Origin of the sequence: Bradyrhizobium tropiciagri, from assembly GCF_018130545.1 — a bacterium.
GTDB lineage: Bacteria > Pseudomonadota > Alphaproteobacteria > Rhizobiales > Xanthobacteraceae > Bradyrhizobium > Bradyrhizobium tropiciagri_A.
Genome location: NZ_JAFCKF010000011.1, coordinates 88,720 through 106,158, shown reverse-complemented (window position 1 = coordinate 106,158; position 17,439 = coordinate 88,720). Strand labels below are relative to the sequence as shown.

Below are 17,439 nucleotides of genomic sequence, written 5' to 3'. Positions count from 1 at the left end.
CCGCGGATGTTTGTGCCGATCGCTCAAATAATAATCCGAACGACCGTTCGGTGAATTAATAGCACGGGCTCCGCGGGGCGGCAAGCTTCTTTCCGAACGCCGGTCTTCGTCGGGAAACTGTACAACGATGCAATCCCCGGTGGTCGGCGGCGAACGGTCTCAGCCCTGCGCCGCGCCACCCTCGCGTTCGCCGCCGGCGATCTGCTGCAGCATCGATTTCGGCGTCGTCGCAAGCTCGATCTTGAGCTGGTCGCAGATCGCCCGCCGCAACAGGCGCTCGATCTCGGCGGCAGCGTTGGGATCGGCCGCACGCGCGCCCTCGTCGCTCGCCCAGAGCAGAAGCTGCCCCAGCCGGCGGTCGCCATCGTCGCGCAACGCCTCGATCACGGCCGCATCGGAGATATCGCCTGGGATGCGCGGCGTCGCCGGAATCTCGGGATGTGCCATGCCGTCGGCCAACCGTTGGACTGCCGCAAACGTCTCGTCCTGCAGGCGCACCTGCTCCAGCAACGGACCCGCCCTCCAATCGGCGGCGAGCTTCAGCCCGTTCAGCGCATAGATCGCGGAAAATACCTGCCCGCGGACGAAATCGTCGTTGCTGTTCGGCACCACATGGCTCTGCAAGGCGTCGATGATGCCGTCGATCAGCCGCTCGAAGGATGCACTCATGCCGCGGCCTCCAAGGCACGCTCGAAGGCCCGGACGATCGAGGGCATCTGGCTTGCCATCACCGCAAGGCGCATGTCGTTGAAGCAATCGACCTCGAAGGCGCGCACCGCGCACATCTGGATCGCTGCCGCCTGGTACAGCGCATAGGCCTCATAGAAGGCCAGGCTCTTGTCCGACACCGCAATGCCGGAGGCGCGCTGGTAGAGATCGATCACCTCCGCGCGCTCGAGCACGCCATAGAGTTTTCGGCTCCTGGCGTTGAAGGTCGGCATCATTGCCCAGGCCAGATCCTCATGGGGATCGCCCAGGTGAGTGAGTTCCCAATCGAGAATGGCGGTGATCTTCCGCTGGTGCTCAATGAAATTCCCGATCCGGTAGTCGCCATGCACGATGGTGCGGCGTGGCGGCTGCGGACAATTGTCGTGCAGCCAGCGCCCACCCCAATCGAGCAGCGGATAATAACGCGCCGTCGGACGCGCGAGCGAGGTGCGCCAGCCGGCGATCGCGTGGAGCTCGGCGCGTTGCTCGCCCTGTTGCAGCGAGGCGAATGGCGTTGTACCCGGATCGATCCGGTGCAGCGACGCGAGGATCTCGACGAACTGCCGGGCGATGTCGCGCTTGTGGTCCGGATCGAGTTCGCTCGCCGCCCAGGGCGCGGGCACATCGCCCTCGATGTGTGCGCAGATGAAAAACGGAAAGCCGATCTCGGCGCCGTCTTGTTCTGCCGACACCAGCGCCGGCACCGGCACGCCGCTGCCATGCAGCGACTGCAGCGCATAAACCTGCGGCAGCACCGAGTAAGGCGCAAACAGCCCGTTCGGGGGACCGACGCGCAGGATCAGCTTGCGATCTCCTTCAGCGGCAGAGCGGGCCACAAAGGCGTAGGTGATCCAGGAGAAGCCCGACGATTTGCGGCCGAAGCTGACAATCTCCGTCCGGCTTCCGGATATCCGCGACAGATGCTGAGCGAGCGCCGACCGCACCGCGTCGTCATTCACCGCGACGGGACGAGCCGGCTCCCGGACGTCGTCGGATCGTTTCGCAGCCTCCCGCGTCAATTGACCGACCTCGTATAGCCCTGCCACTTCTCCTCGCGCAGCGCCGATTTCATGATCTTGCCGGAGCCGGTCAGCGGCAACGGCTCGAGGCGGATGTCGACCGATCGCGGGCATTTGTAGCCGGCGATCAGGGTGCGGCAATGCGCGATCACCATTTCAGAATCAAGACTCCTGCCGTCCTTCGGTACCACGATGGCGTGCACTGCCTCGCCCCATTGCGGATCCGGCACCGCGATCACAGCGCATTCCTTGACATGCTCATGCTGGAAGATGGCATTCTCCACCTCGCCGGAATAGACGTTCTCCCCGCCGGAGACGATCATGTCCTTCAGCCGATCGACGATATAGACGAAGCCGTCCTCGTCCATCCAGGCGCCGTCACCGGTATGCAGCCAGCCGTCGCGTAGCACGCGTGCACTTTCCTCGGGCTTGCGCCAATAGCCGAGCATGACACCGGCGCCGCGGATCGCGATCTCGCCGACCGTGCCGCGCGGCACTTCGTTGCCCGCGGGATCGACGATGCGGATCTCGACGCCGGGCGCCGCCCGTCCTGCCGATTTGCGCTTACCCGCCAGCGGCCCTTCCAGCGCGTGGTATTCCCAGGGCAGGATGGTCGCCAGCGCCGCGCTCTCGGTCATGCCGTAGCCCTGGTGGAAGCGCCAGCTCGGCAGCACCCGCATCAGCTTGACCAGAAGCGCATCCGGCATCGGCGACGCGCCATATTCGCAATCCTTGACGCTACTCAGATCATACGTGCCGAAGGACGGATGATTGAGCATCATGTTGAGCATGGTCGGCACGAACAGGCAGTAATCCACTTTGTGCTCGGCAATCGTCTTCATCGCAAGCTCCGGCTCGAACTTGGGAATAGTGACATGAGTGCCGCCCACCAAGGTCAGCGCAATCATCGGCGAGGTGCCGGCCAGATGAAACATGCCGGCCGAGTGCAGATACCTGGTGTCTTCGCGGAAGCGAAGCGCATAGATCCAGACCAGCGATTCATAGATGATGTTGGCATGCGACAGCATCACGCCCTTGGGGAAGCCGGTGGTGCCGCCGGTGTAGAAGATGCCTGCGAGGTCGTTGTAAGCGCCGGAAGCGTCCTCGACCGGCGCGTGCGCAACAAGCTCGTCATAGCTCTGCATGCCGTCGGGGACCCGCCCATCATCCAGATAGACCATCGCGGTAAGTGATTTCGCGCCGCGCAGCGCCGAGCCGATCTCGGCAAAGGCCTTGTCGACCAGCAGCAGCTTCGGCGTGGAATCATCGATCGCATAGGCATTCTCCGCAACCGCCCAGCGCGTGTTGAGCGGCACCGCGACGGCACCGGCCCAGGCGATGGCATAGAGCGCCTCGATATAGAGATCGCTGTTGTGCGCGAGGATCGCGACGCGGTCGCCGGCTTCGACGCCGAGCCGCCGCAACCCGCCCGCAGCACGGGCGACGCGTTGGCCGATCTCCTTCCAGCTCCGCGATCGTCCGGCTTGGATGGTGCCCGGTGAATCCTTGCGCAACTGCACTGCCGAGATGAGCGCCTGCGTCAGCTTCATGTTTCCTCCTCGCCGTCATGCGGCCGCGCACGCCTGCGGATGTTTCCGTCGTTGCGTGATGCCGATCTGCCGCCCGGAGATTCCAGTTGATAATCCGGACAGACGGTCTATTATTGCATAGCCGCCGCGACGGGTAAAGCCTCTGATGGCACCGCAGGTGGGATCAACCAGCCCCGCAAAAGAGGGCGTCATGGGAGGGGAAGATGCGGAAGCCAATCGTCACGCTTGCGGTATGGGCGTTCGCGCTCACCGGCGCGCTCGGACCAGCGAACGCCCAGAAGGCCTATGGTCCCGGGGTCAGCGATACCGAGATCATCCTCGGCGCCAATGCCCCCTACAGCGGGCCGGCGTCGATCTATGCGAGCTTCCCGAAGACCATGCTCGCCTATTTCACGATGCTGAACGAGAAAGGCGGCATCAACGGCCGTCACATCAACTTCCTGACCCGCGACGATGCCTATAGCCCGCCCAAGACGGTGGAGGTGACGCGCGCGCTGGTCGAAAACGACAAGGTGCTCGCGATGATGGCGCCGTTCGGCACGCCGACCAACGCCGCGATCCAGAAATATCTCAACAGCAACGGTGTCCCGCAGCTTCTCGTGCAGAGCGGCGGCACCCGCTGGAACGATCCGAAGCAGTTTCCCTGGACGACGCCCTACTCGCCGACCTACGTTAACGAGTCGCGGATCATCGCCCGCTATGTGCTGCGCGAGAAGCCCGACGCCAAGATCGGCGTGCTCTTGCAGGCCGATGACATCGGCAAGGACTTTGTCCTCGGCCTGAAGGAAGGGCTCGGCGCCAAGGCCGACACCATGATCGTCAAGGAGGCGATGTATCAATCGACCGAGCCGACCATCGACTCCCAAATCGTGAACCTGAAGGCGTCCGGCGCCGATACCATCCTGATCGCGGCGCAGAACAAATTCGCCTCGATGGCGATCCGCAAGATCCACGAGCTCGGATGGAAGCCGCTGATCTTCCTCGGCTCGACCGCCAACTCAATCGCCGGCGTGCTGGTGCCGGCCGGGATCGAGGCCTCGACCGGAATCCTGACCACGACCTCCTACAAGACGCCGAACGATCCGGAGTGGGCCAACGACAAGGGCATGACCGACTATCTCGCCTTCGCCGCGAAATACATGCCGGGGATGGACCCGAACGACGTAATTGCGGTGACCGGCTACACCACGGCACAGCTCGGCGCGATCATCCTGCAACGTTGCGGCGACAACCTCACGCGGGAGAACGTGCTGAAACAGGCCACCAACCTCAGCGGCATCGAGCTGCCGATGCTGCTCCCTGGCATCACCATCCAGACCACACCGCAGGATTATGCCGCGATCACCGAACGCCGCTTCGCCCGCTTCGACGGCAAGACGTGGGTGCTGTTCGGCGACATCGTGGGCGCCAGCCCGGCCAAGGATTGATCTCGCGCTTCGTATCCCCGGCTCAAACACAAGGACAAGAACAATGCTGACAGCCCAGGACGACCTCATCGGCCACCAGACGCCGCAACCGTTTGCCAAGGCAGGCGGCGGCGATATCCGCTTCACCGAGCGCTACTGGTACACCGCCCATCCGATCGACGGCAGCGAGCTGCTGATCGATATCGGGCTCGGCTATTATCCGAACCGCAACGTGATGGACGGCTTTGCCGGTATCACCATCGGCCGCCGCCAGCACAATTTCCGTGCCTCGCGCCGGCTCGGGGCGCGCCCGCTGGAGACCGAGGTCGGCGGGCTCAGGATCGAGATCGTCGAGGGCATGGGTCAGCATCGGCTGTCGCTTGCCGAGAACCCGTCCGGCATCAGCTTTCAGCTCGAATTCAAGGCCAGCTTTCCGGCGGCGCAGGAGAAGCAGAATTTCCGCGAGCGCAATGGCGTCGTCGAGGAGGACCTTGCCCGCGTCTCGCAGTTCGGCCGCTGGCGCGGCTGGATCGTCGCCGATGGCAAGCGCTACGAGATCGAGCCGGAGCTGTGGTGGGGACAGCGCGACCGCTCCTGGGGCCTGCGCTCCGAGATGCGCACCGACGAGACCAGGCCCCCCGTTGCGACCCATCGCAATTTCCTCTGGACCTGGTCGATGTTCCAATTTGAGCAGTCCGCGCTGTCGATCTTCATCAAGGAGCGCACGCCGGGCAAGCCGCATTACCTCTCAGGCACCGAGTTCCGCCGCGAGACGGACGGATCGGTATCGCATCGCGAGGTCACCTCGGTCGAGCACGCGATCGAATGGGCCGACGATCCGCTCGGCCAGACCATCGCGGCAGCCGATTTCACCTTCACCTTCGAGCATGGCGAGCCGCGTCGCGTCAGGATGCTGGGATTGCCGACGCGATTTTATCTCAAGGCCGGCATGTATGGTGGCCTGCAAGGCTGGACCCATGGCGACGACCGCGGCGAGAACCATGCCGCGCATGACATCTGGAACCTGGACGATGCCGGCACACGCGGCATCGCGCGCACGCTGTCGGATCACGTCGTCCGGCTCGAGAGCGGCAACGAGACCGGATTTGGCATCAGCGAATACGGCGTCGCCGCGGGCTATCCGCTCTATCCGGGGCCACAGAAATTTCCGGCGATGTGATGGACGGGCAAGGCATCCGGGTCGCGCAGCGTGACGACACCGCATGCGACCAGTGGGACAACCAGGCGGCCGAGGCGCTGGTTTCGCTCGAGACCGTCGCTCCGCTGCGCTATCGCAGCCGGTTCGGCGACGGCAATCTCAACCGCCGCTCTTACGGCGGCCAGATCCTCGGCCAGGCCATGATGGCCGCGACACTCAGCGCTCCCGAAGATCGCCCGGCGGCAATGCTGCAGCTCCTGTTCCTGCGCGGCGCCGATCCCACGCGGCGCATCATCTTTGACGCACAGGTCCTGCAGGACGGCAAACGGTTCTCCTCCCGCCATGTCGTAGGCCACCAGGACGACGGCCGCACTGTGCTCAGCGCGCACGCCACGTTCTGCGCGCCGCAGCCGGGTCCGCGGCACGCAGTGCCGTTTGTTCCGCCGGAAGATCCCGACGGCCTGCCCGAACTGAGCATGATCCCTGACGCGTTGATGACGCAATTGCGGCCGCTCGGCCCTTACTCCCAGCACGTCAAGCCGAGTATGGATTTCCGGATCCCCGCGATCGAGCGTCAGCTATCGGCCGCGACGGCAGAGCCGCGCTTGCGCTTCTGGATCAGGAGCAGGCAGCCACTCGCCGCGGGTTCCCGTGCCCAGGCTGCGGTATTCGCCTATCTCTCGGATTGGTGGCTCAACTTCTCCAGCGTCGGCGGCCATCTCCGCGAACTGCAGTCGCGCGCGCCGCTTTATTTGTCGAGCCTCAACCATTGCATCTGGTTTCATCGCACGTTCTCGCCCGACGCCTGGATGCATGTCGAAACCGAAAGCCCCTGCGCCGATGGCGGCCGCGGGCTGTCGATTGCCCGCGTCCATGATCGGGACGGAGCGATGCTTGCGACCTCGATCCAGGAAACCCTGATGGTGCACCCTGACGACGATGCGTAGGCCGAGCGACGATTTGAGAGCGTGCCCCGATCCCGCCTGAGCTGCCGCCGCTGCCCTCGCTGGTTCCATCATCTGTTGAATCCCGGCAACACCGCCGGACAAAAATGCGCAATCGTGCAGATTGCGCATCTTGAATCACGACTGTGCCGCATCTCTGTCAAATCCTGCCCGCGGGTGGCGCAACAAAAACACTATTGGGGAAAACCTACATGCAGCAGGCACCGTTGGCCGCACGGAATGCGGACTCATCCGGCTATGTCCTTTACTTCCAGCTTGCCAGCAATGGCGCGCGACGCGCGTGCAGTCTGACGATCCAGGCAGAGAGCGCTAACGAGGCGGCGCGGATCTTTCGCGAGAACTGGGGCGAGATCGAATCGATGGCACGTGACGGCGTCAGCACGGGAGTTGTCGGCAAGGCACCGGTCAGCCTGGCGATGTCGTGAGGCGCATCGCGCCACGCGGCGTACACAATGCTTGAGGCGTGACAGGACGACGACCGCAATCTCAAGCCATCGCGCGACCATTTGACGCGGTGACGCGACAATCAAGTCATGAGGTGCAGGGCTCGCGCGCACACGCGAGCCCTGCTGCGTCTTAGAACGATTCAAATCCAGTTCGGTTAGAGAGATTCAAGTCTGCTCCGGTTCTTTTCGCGTGCGCCGACTGCTAGAGGCCCGGCGTGAACGAGTTCGCGTGAATCGGAAGTCCAAGAGTGCCTGTGAATGCTGATCGTCGCATTGTCGGCGACCGTCTAAATGCCGCCGACAAGGGCCGCACCCACCTGCTGATCGGTGCAGCATTCCTGCTCGCCGACGTCTCCTCCGCGGCGACCCCGGCAAGCGCCCAATCGAGCGTCCCGTTGCCGCCGGTCACGGTCGAGCAACCGACGCAGAAGCGCAAACCGGTCGCCAATTCGGCAAGGTCGGCGCAGCGAACGCAGGCGGCCGCCGCGGCACGGCAGCGCGCCCGCAATGCCCAACCAACACCACCGACCCCATCGCAGCGCGCGGCAGCTAGCGCCGCGGTCCTGAACGAAGCCAAGCTCCATTATCGCGCAATGCCGAGCTCGACCACCTTGCGCAGCGGCGCCTCGCCGCTCGACACCGCGCAGACCGTCAACGTCGTACCCGAGCAGGTGTTGAAGGATCAGCTGCCGCGCAATCTCGATGACGCGCTGGCCAATGTCAGCGGCGTCACCCAGGGCAACACGCTGGCCGGCACCCAGGACGCCGTGATGCGCCGCGGCTTCGGCGACAACCGCGACGGCTCGATCATGCGCAACGGCATGCCGCTGGTGCAGGGCCGCAGCCTCAACGCGGCGGTCGAGAGCGTCGAGGTGCTGAAAGGCCCGGCGTCGCTGCTCTACGGCATCATGGATCCCGGCGGCATCGTCAACACGATCAGCAAGCGCCCCGAGCTCTACCAGCACGGCTCGGTGACGCTGCTCGGCTCGACCTACGCCAACAACAAGAACGGCGCCGACGGCACCATCGACATCACCGGCCCGATCGGCGATGGCGGCCTCGCCTACCGCTTCATCGGCTATGGCGTCAGTGAGGATTACTGGCGCAATTTCGGACGGCATCGCGAGATGCTGGTCGCGCCGTCACTGGCCTGGTACGGCGACAACACCACCGTCCAGCTCAACTATGAGCATCGCGAATTCATAACGCCGTTCGACCGCGGCACCGCGTTCGTCAACAATGCACCGCTTGCGATTCCCGCGACACGCCGGCTCGACGAGCCCTTCAACAACGTGTGGGGAACCTCGGACCTGATGCAGGCCTCGGTCGAGCACCGGCTGAATCAGGACTGGAAGCTGTTCGCGGCCTACAGCTACAACACCGAGACCTTCAGCGCCAACCAGCTCCGCATCACCGGCATCAACACCAAGACCGGCGTCGAGACCCGCAGCAATGACGGCACGCAGGGTTCGCTGAGCAATGCGAGCTATGGCACCTCCTATCTGCAGGGCAATGTCTGGCTCGGCGGCTTCCGCAACGAGGTGCTGTTCGGCGGCGACGGCCAGTACCGCACGATCTACCGCGACAATCTGATCCGGCAGGCGACGCCGAGCTTCAACTTCTACAATCCGATCTACGGCCTGGTCTCGCCGGGCACCACGGTCTCCGCCACCGACAGCGCCCAGACCGACAAGCTCGGCCAGTGGTCGCTGTTCTTCCAGGACACGCTGCATCTGACCGAGCGCTTCGCGCTGGTCGGCGGCGTGCGCTACATGGACTACGACCAGATCGCCGGCAGAGGCAAGCCGTTCATCACCAACACCAACGTGTCTGGGGACAAGGTTCTTCCGCTCGGCGGCGCGATCCTCAAGCTCACCGACGAGGTCTCGCTGTATGCGAGCTACACGCAGTCGCTGAAGCCGACCTCGACCATCGCGCCGCTCACCGGCGGTGTCGTGATCGGCTCCAACATCGCGCCCGAAGAAGGCACCCAGTGGGAGACCGGCGTCAAGTTCGACTTCAACAAGCGGATCTCCGGCACGCTTGCGCTTTACGACATCGACAAGAAGAACGTCCTGGTCTCGCAGCTCAACGCCTCGACCGGCATCGTGGAGTACCGCACCGCCGGCAAGGTTCGCTCGCGCGGCGTCGAGCTCGACGTCACCGGCAGGCTGACCGACAGCTGGAGCATGATCGGCAGCTATGCCTACACCGATGCGCGCGTCATCGAGGATCCGACGTTCGCCGGCAACGCCTTGCAGAACGTCGCGCTCAACACCGCATCGCTCTATCTGGTCTACGATTTCGGCACCACCTTGCCCGGCCGGCTGCGTCTCGGCGGCGGTGCGCGCTATGTCGGCGACCGGCCCGGCGATGCCGCGAACAGCTTCGTGCTGCCGGCCTATACCGTCGCGGATGTGTTTGCGACCTACGAGACCAAGGTCCAGACCTTCCCGGTGATCTACCAGTTCAACGTCAAGAACCTGTTCGACACCGTCTACTACCCCTCAGCCGTCAGCAATCTGGCCGTGGCGATGGGCGATGCGCGGCGCTTCTCGCTCTCGGCGACGGTGAAATTCTAGCATGCGCGCAGGTAGGACAGCGATCGGACTGCTAGCCGTCCTGGCCACGACCGCGCTCGCCGCCGCCGTCCGCGCCGACGAACTCACGCTGTATTCGACCCGGGAAGCCAATCTGGTCGAGCCTGTCATCTCGGCCTTCACGGCCGCGCGCGGCACCAAGGTCAAGACCGTCTTCATCGAAGACAGCCTGGTCAATCGCCTGACATCGGAAGGCGACAATTCGCCCGCGGATGTCCTGCTCACCATCGGTCTCGACAAGACAACGCAGCTTGCTGCGCGCGGGCTGACGCAGGCGCTTGCATCGCCCACGCTTGAGCAGACGGTGCCCGTGAACTTGCGCGGCAAGGACGGCCAGTGGATCGCGCTCGCCATCCGTCCACGCGTGCTGTTTGCACGCAAGGACGATGCCCTCACCACAATCACCTATGAAGACCTCGCCGATCCCAAATGGCGCGGAAAATTGTGCATGCGGCCGGCCGCGCACCAGAACAATGTCGCGCTGATCGCAGCCTATCTTGCGCATCACGGGGCAGAAGCAACGGAGACCTGGCTCGCCGGGTTGAAGGCCAATCTCGCCCACAAGCCGGCCGGCAAGGACAACGACGTGGTCCGCCAGATCGCCGAAGGTCGCTGCGCCATCGGCATCGGCAACACGGTCGCGCTCGCCCAGCTCCGCGACGGCCGTGAAAGCAGTGATTGGCGCGCGTGGGCGGACGCCGTGAAAGCCGTGCCGACCGCGTTCGCGGGGGGCGGCAGTCACGTCAATCTGACCGGCGCGGCGATCGCCCGGCACGCACCGCATCCGGCTGCCGCGCGCGACTTCCTGGAATTCCTCGTCACGCCCGAGGCGCAGACAATCTTTGCAGCCGCTGAGCTGGAATATCCCCTGCATCCGACGGCAAAGCAGCCGCCGATCGTCGAGGGGATCGGATCGTTCTCCGCCGATGATCTGCCTGTCGACGAGATTGCCGCGCATCAAGTGGCCGCAATCGCCTTGATCCGAAAGGCCGGATTCGATGAGTGATGTCCGGCGCCCGATCAAGGCCGCACTGTTGCAGGTCCATTCCGTCATTGGTCTTGTGCTGGCCCTGCTCTGGGCCGTGGTCGGGCTCACCGGCGCGACCATGGCCTTTGAGGATGAGATCGAGGCCAGCCTGAACAGCCAGATGATGCATGTCGACGCCAGCGCCACCCGGCGGCTCACGCCGGACGAACTGGTCGCGCGGCTGCAAGCGGCCGGCGGTTTCGGCAAGGTTTCGGCCGTCACCATGTCCAGCGATCCATCGGCCGCAGCCCGCATCCGCTTTGCCCGCAGCGACGGCGGCGCGCGGCCGTCCTCGGTCTATGTCGACCCCTACAACGGACACGTGCTCGGTTCGCCGCGGGCTGAGGACTTCTTCGCCACCGTCCGCAAGCTGCACCGCTGGCTGCTGCTGCCGGGCGACGGCAATGGTCTCGGCCGCAAGATCACGGGTACCGCCGCGATCTGCCTGATCGTGATGCTGATATCAGGCCTCGTGCTGCGCTGGCCGCACCGCGCGCGCAGCGTGAAGATGTGGCTGAAGCCCAATCTCGGCCTGCGCGGGCGTGGCCTGCACCGCTCGCTGCATGCCGTGATCGGCACCTGGGTGCTGCCGGTCTATCTGGTGATGACGCTGACCGGGCTGTGGTACTCGTTCGAATGGTACAAGGCCGGCGCCAACTGGCTGTTGGCGCGGCCTCAGGCCACAGCCGCAGCGATGCAACCGAAATCACCACGCGGCGCGGCGGCTGCCGACGGCAAGGGGGAAGCCAGGGCGGAGGCGAAGACCGAGGCAAAACCGCTCGTGTTCGATCACGTCTGGTCAGCGTTCCTGCAGCAGGAGAATAACGATTACGGACGGGCTCTGCTGACCCTGCCGGCCGGCGCGGGCACGGCGGTGCGGGTGCGGTCGTGGCCGCGGGATTCGTCGCTCGAGAGCGTACGCGACGAATTCCGCATCGATGCCGTCACCGGGCGCGTCATCTCCTCGGATCGCTACGCCGACAAGACATTCGGCGAGCGGGTGCTGGCCAGCGTGCTCGACATCCACCGCGGCGCCATCCTGGGGTGGCCCGGCAAACTCGCCTTCATGCTGGCGGCCGCGATGATGCCGCTGTTCGCCGTGACCGGCCTGCTGCTCTATCTGTCCCGCCGCAGGCATCGCCGCCTCGCCGCGCCGCCGGTCGCAAGCCTGGTTCCGGGCGAATAGATCGTCCGCCCGGAACACGCGCTATCTGCGCAATCAGGGCTGCAGCTTGGCGGCGACCAGCTTGGCCAGCGCGTTCACGCGCCGTGTGGCGTCGTCATACAGCTGGCGATCGCGGTCACCGCCGCTGACCCGCACCTCGACCACGAGCCGTCCTTTCCTGATCACAATCGAGTTCATCTTGCTGATGCTGGCTTCATCGCCAAGTCCGGGGACATCGGTGTCGGCATCGCCGGTCTTGCGCGCGATCTGATAGAACTTCTTCGACAGCTCGTCGTTCGCTGCCATGTTGGAGATGATCAGGCTGGCGTCATACACCGCAAAGCGCTTCTCGCCATTGACGATGTCCGTCCGGCTGGTCGAGTAGACGCAACGGATCGGCTTCGGCAGGGTTTCGACCTTGTCGATACGGGATTCCAGCTTGAGCTGCGCCATCGTCTTGCGCGGCGGATCGATCTTCATGTCGCCGAAATTCGCGCTGACATCCTCGGGCGACAGCAGCGCACAGGCATCGGGCCACTGGTCCGCGGGCGCCGCCGACGAGGCGCGGGTGTCCTCGGGGATATCGACGCTGCCGTTGGCGGCAATCGGCGTAGCGGCCTCGACCATGCCCACGCCCGGCTTCCAGCGCTTGGCCGCCTGCGTCGCGAGCGCGACGACATTCGGCTGGGTCTGCGGCGAGTAGATGTCGAGATTGACGACATAGATCAGATCCGCCTTGCGTACCCGAACCGTGACGGTCGACGGCGACGTCTCCACGAAAGCTTCATCGCCGATCCCGGACAGTGGCTCCAGCTTCAGGTTCAGCTTCGGATCCTGCGTCAGCCTCTCGCGGGTCGAGCGCATGTTGGCGAAGGTCGCCGTCGAGCCTCGCAGACCGTCGATCGGCTCGCCCGATTGCACGATGGTGATGGTGGTGAATTTGGTCAGCTCGGATTTCGATGTCGGGCTCGGCACCTTGACCGTATACATGCAGCTCTGATTGTACTGCGGACCCTTATAGACCGGGCTCAGAGTCCCGCCTTTGCTTGCAACCGGGCGGCCCGGGAACAAGGCTTCGAGGTCACCCTGCGTCAGCAGCTTGCAGGCGTCCGGCATGTTGGCATTGGCTAGCGCCGCCGGTGCATCGGGATTCGGGGTAACCGTGGTCTGCGCCTGCACTGCGGACGCACCGAGACAAATCAAGACGGGAACAGACCAAAGCGTGCATTGCTTGAAAGACATGGAGAGACGACTCCTTGATTTTCTTGTGTCGCGCGCGGAATCGGGAATGGGGAACTCCCGATCGATGAGTTTGCGCACGTCAATTTCTTCGTAGGCTCGCCAGCATTTGGGCGAGGCACGGACTATTCAGTGACGCCAAGGAGAAAATGAGGCGGAGCGCATCTCACGCGAGCCACAACCTGCGGGTTTCGCGTGACGTATTTTCATCACATCAAATGGAACCTGCGAGGGCCGCAATCCGGGTGCGCAACACGGCGTCCGTTTCAGCGGCAAGCTCGAGCAATGCGCGGTAGGGATCTCCGGTGATCCCGAGCACAGCGGCGAATGCGGGCTCGGTCTTGACGCCGCCTGCCCTCAATCTGCCGACGGCGCGCCGCAGCCGTCCGTCATCGAGCGCAAGCAGCCGCCGCTCGACCTCGAAATGGATCCAGCCCGGCTGCTGGTCCACCGGACGCTGATCGCCGAACAGTTCGAACGGCCAGCCGTTCAAGACAAAGCGCGCAATCGCCGGACGCGTTTCCGAGATCCATCTGTAGAGCGCGAAATCATCGGCCGATCGATAATGAGCCCAAACGATATCAGCGAAAGCGTTCGTATCAGGCGCATGGCAGACGATGTCGATGTCGCTGCCAGGCACCGCAAGATCGAGCGGCAGCGTTCCGACGACACGCGGATCGAACGGCGCGAGCCGCTCCATCACGGCGGAGCTGGTGACGGCGGATGCATAATCGGCAGCACTCATCGCGCGGGCCGCCGTGTCGCGGCGCGGGCCTCGGCCGCCGCCGGCGCAAATATCACATGAGAGCCGGAATCGCCCTGAACAGCGCGACGTTCAAGCGCCGAACCGGATCGTCGGACGCGTCCGGTTGCGACGAGAATTTGGCGATCACGATCTCCGCCGCGGGATTCACATAGAGCCATTGGCCGTGAATGCCGACCGCGAACAGTGATCCGGTTCCGTCGCCGACCTGATACCATTGATTGCGATATCTCCCGTCCGGCAGGACGCTGGCAAAGGTGCCGCCTTGCAACGCCCCATCTCCGCCGCAAGCCGTATCACGAATCCAGTGCTCCGGCACGATGCGGCGACCATCGACGCTGCCGCCGCAACGTACCATCTCCCCGATCCTCGCGAGATCGCGCGGGCTCATGGATAGCCCGCCGCCGGCCCGCGCGGTGCCCTCGGCATCGACGGTGATGGCGGCGTCCGTCCGGGCCTGCAAGGGCTCCCAGAGTTTTTCAGTGAGCAAGTCCGGATAGCGCTGGCCTGATGCGCGCTCGACGATGAGCCCGAGCACATCAGAGTTGGGAGAGCTATAGGTGAACCGCTCGCCATGTTCTCCTTCGCCCTTCCTGAGCGAGGCGAGAAAGCCGATGACGGTTTCCGGCGGCTCGCCGGCGAGCGGTGGATCCAGCATCCCGGCGCGCCGGTAGCGCGCGAAGCTGCCGTTGGGATCGGAATAGTCCTCGGTGAACGAAAGGCAGGTCTGCATGTCGAGGACGTGCCGGACCGAAGCATCGCCGAATGCGGATGCGGCAAGCTCCGGCACATAATCCGTCACCGGTCGCGCGGGATCGAGCCTTCCCTCACCCACGAGGATGCCGGCCAGCAGGCCGGCCACCGACTTGCTGGCCGAGAACAGGATATGCCGGCTCTTCGAGGTGAAATGCGGGGCATGAAAGTCGGCGACGAAGCGGCCGGATTTCATGACCACCAGCGCATCGGTGAAGGTTTCGCGCAACACCTCAGCGACGCCAAGGCGCCGGTCGCCGAACAGCAGGGTTTCGCGCAGCAGCGGCGACGGATCGGCCAGAGCGCCTTCCGGCGCGGTGGACGCGGACGCGATGCGCGCCGTCGGGATCAGCTCCGGCACGTGACGGAACGCCCAGACATTCCACGGCGCGCTCCGCCAATTGGCGAGACTTACGCTTGCCCGGGGAAATCCATGGGTGCTTTCGAAGATCGATGCTGACATCAGGACTATGAGCTCCGTTCAGGGCCGGCGGCTAATGAACGTGTTGCAGGAAATCGCGGAACCGTTCGCTTGGCGGCGACAACAGCAGCTCCACCGGATTGCCGTCGTGAACGATGCTGCCGCCATCCATGAACAGCAGCCGCGAGCCGACCCGCTGCGCGAAACCGATCTCGTGGGTGACGACGACCATCGTCATCCCCTCGCCTGCAAGTGCCTGCATGACCTTGAGCACTTCCTGGCGCAATTCCGGATCGAGCGCCGATGTCGGCTCATCGAACAGCAGGAGTTTCGGCTGCACCGCGAGCGCGCGGGCGATCGCGACGCGTTGCTGCTGGCCGCCCGACAGTTGCGAGGGATAGTGATGCATGCGCTCGGCGAGGCCGACCTTCTGCAGCAGCGCGGTCGCGATGTCGCGCGCCTCCGACCTGGATTGCCCGCGGGCACGGACCGGCCCGAACATGACATTCTCGACCGCGGTCAGGTTGGGAAACAGGTTGAATTGCTGGAACACCATGCCGGCTTCCAGCCTGATCTGCCGGACATCCTGCGCGGAGCCGAGCACACTGATATTGTCGACCCTGAGATCGCCGCCGCTGATCTTCTCGAGCACGTTGATGCAGCGGAGCATCGTCGACTTGCCCGATCCCGAGGGACCGATCACGACGGCGACCTCGCCGCGCTCGATCGCAAGATCAATCGGCTTCAGCACGAGGTGCGGCCCGAACTGCTTGGTGGTGCCCTTGAATTCGACCATGCTCATGGGATGCGCACCCGACGTTCGAGCAGACGCAGGCTGACGGTCAAGGCAAGGATCACGACCAGGTAGATCGCGCCCACCGCGGTCCAGATCTCCACCGCCCGGAAGTTCTCCGCCATGATCTCTTGGCCGCGCCGCGTCAGCTCGCCGACACCGATGACGAGGAAGATCGAGGTTTCCTTGACGACGTTGACCAGCTGGTTGCCCATCGCCGGCAGCGCCCGCCGGAATGCGATCGGCGCCACGACATAGGCAAGCACCGCGGGCAGCGACAAGCCCATCGACAGGCCGACTTCCTGCAATCCCTTCGGCACGCTTTCGAGCGCGCCGCGGACGATCTCGGCGATGTAGGCGCCGGAGTTGACGATCAGCGTGATGATCGCAGCACTGGTCGCGCTGATCCTGACACCCGCCAGGATCGGCATCGCGAAGTAGATGAACATCACCTGCACCACGATCGGCGTACCGCGGATCAACGCGACATAGAGCTGGGCGGGGGTCACTACCGCCAGCCCGCCATAAGTCAGGGCAACCGCGGTGAGGACGCCGACGATCGTCCCGCCGATCAGGCCGACGAGCGCGATGATCAGCGTAAGCTGCAATCCCTGCATCAGGTCGGGGAATGCCGAGACGACGGCTGAGAAATCGAAGGTCACGCCGGCTAGTCCGATCCGAACCATTTGGCAGTCAGCGCCTGATAGCGCCCATCGGCCTTCATGGCGGCGATCTGCGCATTGGCGGGCGCAACCAGCGGGCTTCCCTTCTGAAAGCCGATGCCGACGTCCTGGCCGACCAGCGTCGGCAGGATCACCTTGACTTTCCCCTTGCCGGCCGTCTTCGCGTAGTACATCAGCAACGGCGTGTCGTAGATCACGGCGTCGGTCCGGCCGGCTTCCAGCGCCAGCAGGGCGTTGTTGATGCTCGGCAGCTGCGCCAGCGTCGCGTCCTTGACATGCTCCTTGATGTAGTCGACCGCGATCGTACCGGTCTCGGTGCCGATGGTCTTCCCGGTCAGATCGTCCGGCGTCTTGATCGCGGCATTGTCGACCCGCGTCACAGCGACCAGACCGCTGTTGTAATAGGGATCGGAGAAGTCGATCACCTTCTGGCGCGCCGGCTTGATGAAGAGCTGGGACACGACCGCGTCGATGTTCCGGGTCTGCAGCGCGGGGATCAGCGCGCCGAATTCCATCGGTTGCAAGCGCCATTTGCGATTGAGCCCCTTGGCAACCTCGGCCCAGATCTCGACATCGAAACCGGTATAGGCGTCACCTTGCTTGAAGGCGAAGGGCGGCCCGCCGACATTGGCGCCGACGATGAGCTCGGCGTCGTCGGCGAAGGCCCGGCGCGACAGCACAAGCGCCGGCGCGGACAGCAGCGCCAGTTGCAGAATCTTGCGACGATTCATCTGAGTTCCCC

Annotated in this window: 16 protein-coding genes; 7 read left to right on the top strand and 9 right to left on the bottom strand. The window is 64.5% G+C overall.

Annotated elements, in window-relative coordinates; all coding sequences use genetic code 11:
• Positions 1–159: 159 nt before the first annotated feature.
• From JQ616_RS35670 to JQ616_RS35660, 3 genes are read right to left on the bottom strand one after another with little or no spacing between them, the layout of a single operon-like run.
• On the bottom strand, positions 160–669 hold the full coding sequence (locus JQ616_RS35670) for a hypothetical protein (RefSeq protein ID WP_212022854.1): 510 nt from the start codon (positions 667–669) through the stop codon (positions 160–162).
• A complete protein-coding gene (locus JQ616_RS35665; protein WP_212022853.1) occupies positions 666–1,754 on the bottom strand; it encodes a phosphotransferase family protein in 1,089 nt (362 codons plus the stop codon). The genes JQ616_RS35670 and JQ616_RS35665 overlap by 4 nt, the downstream gene beginning before the upstream one ends.
• On the bottom strand, positions 1,724–3,277 hold the full coding sequence (locus JQ616_RS35660; protein ID WP_212022852.1) for an acyl-CoA synthetase: 1,554 nt from the start codon (positions 3,275–3,277) through the stop codon (positions 1,724–1,726). The genes JQ616_RS35665 and JQ616_RS35660 overlap by 31 nt, the downstream gene beginning before the upstream one ends.
• Before the next feature lie 203 nt (positions 3,278–3,480).
• Between JQ616_RS35660 and JQ616_RS35655 the strand changes: the two genes are divergently transcribed.
• The 7 genes from JQ616_RS35655 (at position 3,481) to JQ616_RS35625 (ending at position 12,066) form a co-directional block, all read left to right on the top strand.
• Positions 3,481–4,704, top strand: a complete 1,224-nt coding sequence (locus JQ616_RS35655; protein ID WP_212022851.1) for an ABC transporter substrate-binding protein — start codon at positions 3,481–3,483, stop codon at positions 4,702–4,704.
• A 43-nt stretch (positions 4,705–4,747) separates the two neighbouring features.
• Positions 4,748–5,863, top strand: coding sequence for a hypothetical protein (locus JQ616_RS35650; protein WP_212022850.1), 1,116 nt, complete (start codon positions 4,748–4,750; stop codon positions 5,861–5,863).
• The gene (locus JQ616_RS35645) at positions 5,863–6,789 is read left to right on the top strand and encodes an acyl-CoA thioesterase (RefSeq protein WP_212022849.1); all 927 of its coding nucleotides are present in this window, start codon (positions 5,863–5,865) and stop codon (positions 6,787–6,789) included. Before JQ616_RS35650 ends, JQ616_RS35645 begins: the two co-directional genes overlap by 1 nt.
• 209 nt (positions 6,790–6,998) lie before the next feature.
• A complete protein-coding gene (locus JQ616_RS35640) occupies positions 6,999–7,232 on the top strand; it encodes a hypothetical protein (RefSeq protein ID WP_212022848.1) in 234 nt (77 codons plus the stop codon).
• Positions 7,233–7,507: 275 nt separating this feature from the next.
• Positions 7,508–9,835 (top strand): TonB-dependent siderophore receptor, encoded by a 2,328-nt coding sequence (locus JQ616_RS35635; protein WP_212022847.1) that lies wholly within the window; start codon positions 7,508–7,510, stop codon positions 9,833–9,835.
• Between the two features lies 1 nt (position 9,836).
• Positions 9,837–10,859, top strand: coding sequence for an extracellular solute-binding protein (locus JQ616_RS35630; RefSeq protein WP_212022846.1), 1,023 nt, complete (start codon positions 9,837–9,839; stop codon positions 10,857–10,859).
• On the top strand, positions 10,852–12,066 hold the full coding sequence (locus JQ616_RS35625) for a PepSY-associated TM helix domain-containing protein (RefSeq protein WP_212022845.1): 1,215 nt from the start codon (positions 10,852–10,854) through the stop codon (positions 12,064–12,066). Before JQ616_RS35630 ends, JQ616_RS35625 begins: the two co-directional genes overlap by 8 nt.
• 33 nt (positions 12,067–12,099) lie before the next feature.
• Here the strand turns inward: JQ616_RS35625 and JQ616_RS35620 are convergent, their stop codons facing one another.
• The 6 genes from JQ616_RS35620 to JQ616_RS35595 all read right to left on the bottom strand — a co-directional run bounded on the left by JQ616_RS35620 (position 12,100) and on the right by JQ616_RS35595 (position 17,428).
• Positions 12,100–13,287 carry a hypothetical protein gene (locus tag JQ616_RS35620; protein WP_212022844.1) on the bottom strand — a complete coding sequence of 396 codons (1,188 nt, stop codon included), beginning with the start codon at positions 13,285–13,287 and terminating at the stop codon, positions 12,100–12,102.
• 211 nt (positions 13,288–13,498) lie between these two features.
• A complete protein-coding gene (locus JQ616_RS35615) occupies positions 13,499–14,029 on the bottom strand; it encodes a DUF4269 domain-containing protein (RefSeq protein ID WP_212022843.1) in 531 nt (176 codons plus the stop codon).
• Between the two features lie 52 nt (positions 14,030–14,081).
• Complete coding sequence (locus tag JQ616_RS35610; protein WP_349630088.1) at positions 14,082–15,263, bottom strand: serine hydrolase domain-containing protein; 1,182 nt, start codon at positions 15,261–15,263, stop codon at positions 14,082–14,084.
• A 31-nt stretch (positions 15,264–15,294) separates the two neighbouring features.
• A complete protein-coding gene (gene glnQ / locus JQ616_RS35605; protein WP_283812709.1) occupies positions 15,295–16,023 on the bottom strand; it encodes a glutamine ABC transporter ATP-binding protein GlnQ in 729 nt (242 codons plus the stop codon).
• Positions 16,020–16,676, bottom strand: coding sequence for an ABC transporter permease subunit (locus JQ616_RS35600; protein WP_212022842.1), 657 nt, complete (start codon positions 16,674–16,676; stop codon positions 16,020–16,022). Before JQ616_RS35600 ends, glnQ begins: the two co-directional genes overlap by 4 nt.
• Positions 16,677–16,681: 5 nt before the next feature.
• Complete coding sequence (locus tag JQ616_RS35595; RefSeq protein ID WP_212022841.1) at positions 16,682–17,428, bottom strand: transporter substrate-binding domain-containing protein; 747 nt, start codon at positions 17,426–17,428, stop codon at positions 16,682–16,684.
• Positions 17,429–17,439: the final 11 nt, after the last annotated feature.

Coding starts and splice junctions, on each gene's coding strand:
- JQ616_RS35670 (WP_212022854.1), bottom strand. CDS start 669: ATGAGTGCATCCTTCGAGCGGCTGATCGACGGCATCATCGACGCCTTG.
- JQ616_RS35660 (WP_212022852.1), bottom strand. CDS start 3,277: ATGAAGCTGACGCAGGCGCTCATCTCGGCAGTGCAGTTGCGCAAGGAT.
- JQ616_RS35655 (WP_212022851.1), top strand. CDS start 3,481: ATGCGGAAGCCAATCGTCACGCTTGCGGTATGGGCGTTCGCGCTCACC.
- JQ616_RS35650 (WP_212022850.1), top strand. CDS start 4,748: ATGCTGACAGCCCAGGACGACCTCATCGGCCACCAGACGCCGCAACCG.
- JQ616_RS35645 (WP_212022849.1), top strand. CDS start 5,863: ATGGACGGGCAAGGCATCCGGGTCGCGCAGCGTGACGACACCGCATGC.
- JQ616_RS35640 (WP_212022848.1), top strand. CDS start 6,999: ATGCAGCAGGCACCGTTGGCCGCACGGAATGCGGACTCATCCGGCTAT.
- JQ616_RS35630 (WP_212022846.1), top strand. CDS start 9,837: ATGCGCGCAGGTAGGACAGCGATCGGACTGCTAGCCGTCCTGGCCACG.
- JQ616_RS35625 (WP_212022845.1), top strand. CDS start 10,852: ATGAGTGATGTCCGGCGCCCGATCAAGGCCGCACTGTTGCAGGTCCAT.
- JQ616_RS35620 (WP_212022844.1), bottom strand. CDS start 13,287: ATGTCTTTCAAGCAATGCACGCTTTGGTCTGTTCCCGTCTTGATTTGT.
- JQ616_RS35615 (WP_212022843.1), bottom strand. CDS start 14,029: ATGAGTGCTGCCGATTATGCATCCGCCGTCACCAGCTCCGCCGTGATG.
- JQ616_RS35610 (WP_349630088.1), bottom strand. CDS start 15,263: ATGTCAGCATCGATCTTCGAAAGCACCCATGGATTTCCCCGGGCAAGC.
- glnQ (WP_283812709.1), bottom strand. CDS start 16,023: ATGAGCATGGTCGAATTCAAGGGCACCACCAAGCAGTTCGGGCCGCAC.
- JQ616_RS35595 (WP_212022841.1), bottom strand. CDS start 17,428: ATGAATCGTCGCAAGATTCTGCAACTGGCGCTGCTGTCCGCGCCGGCG.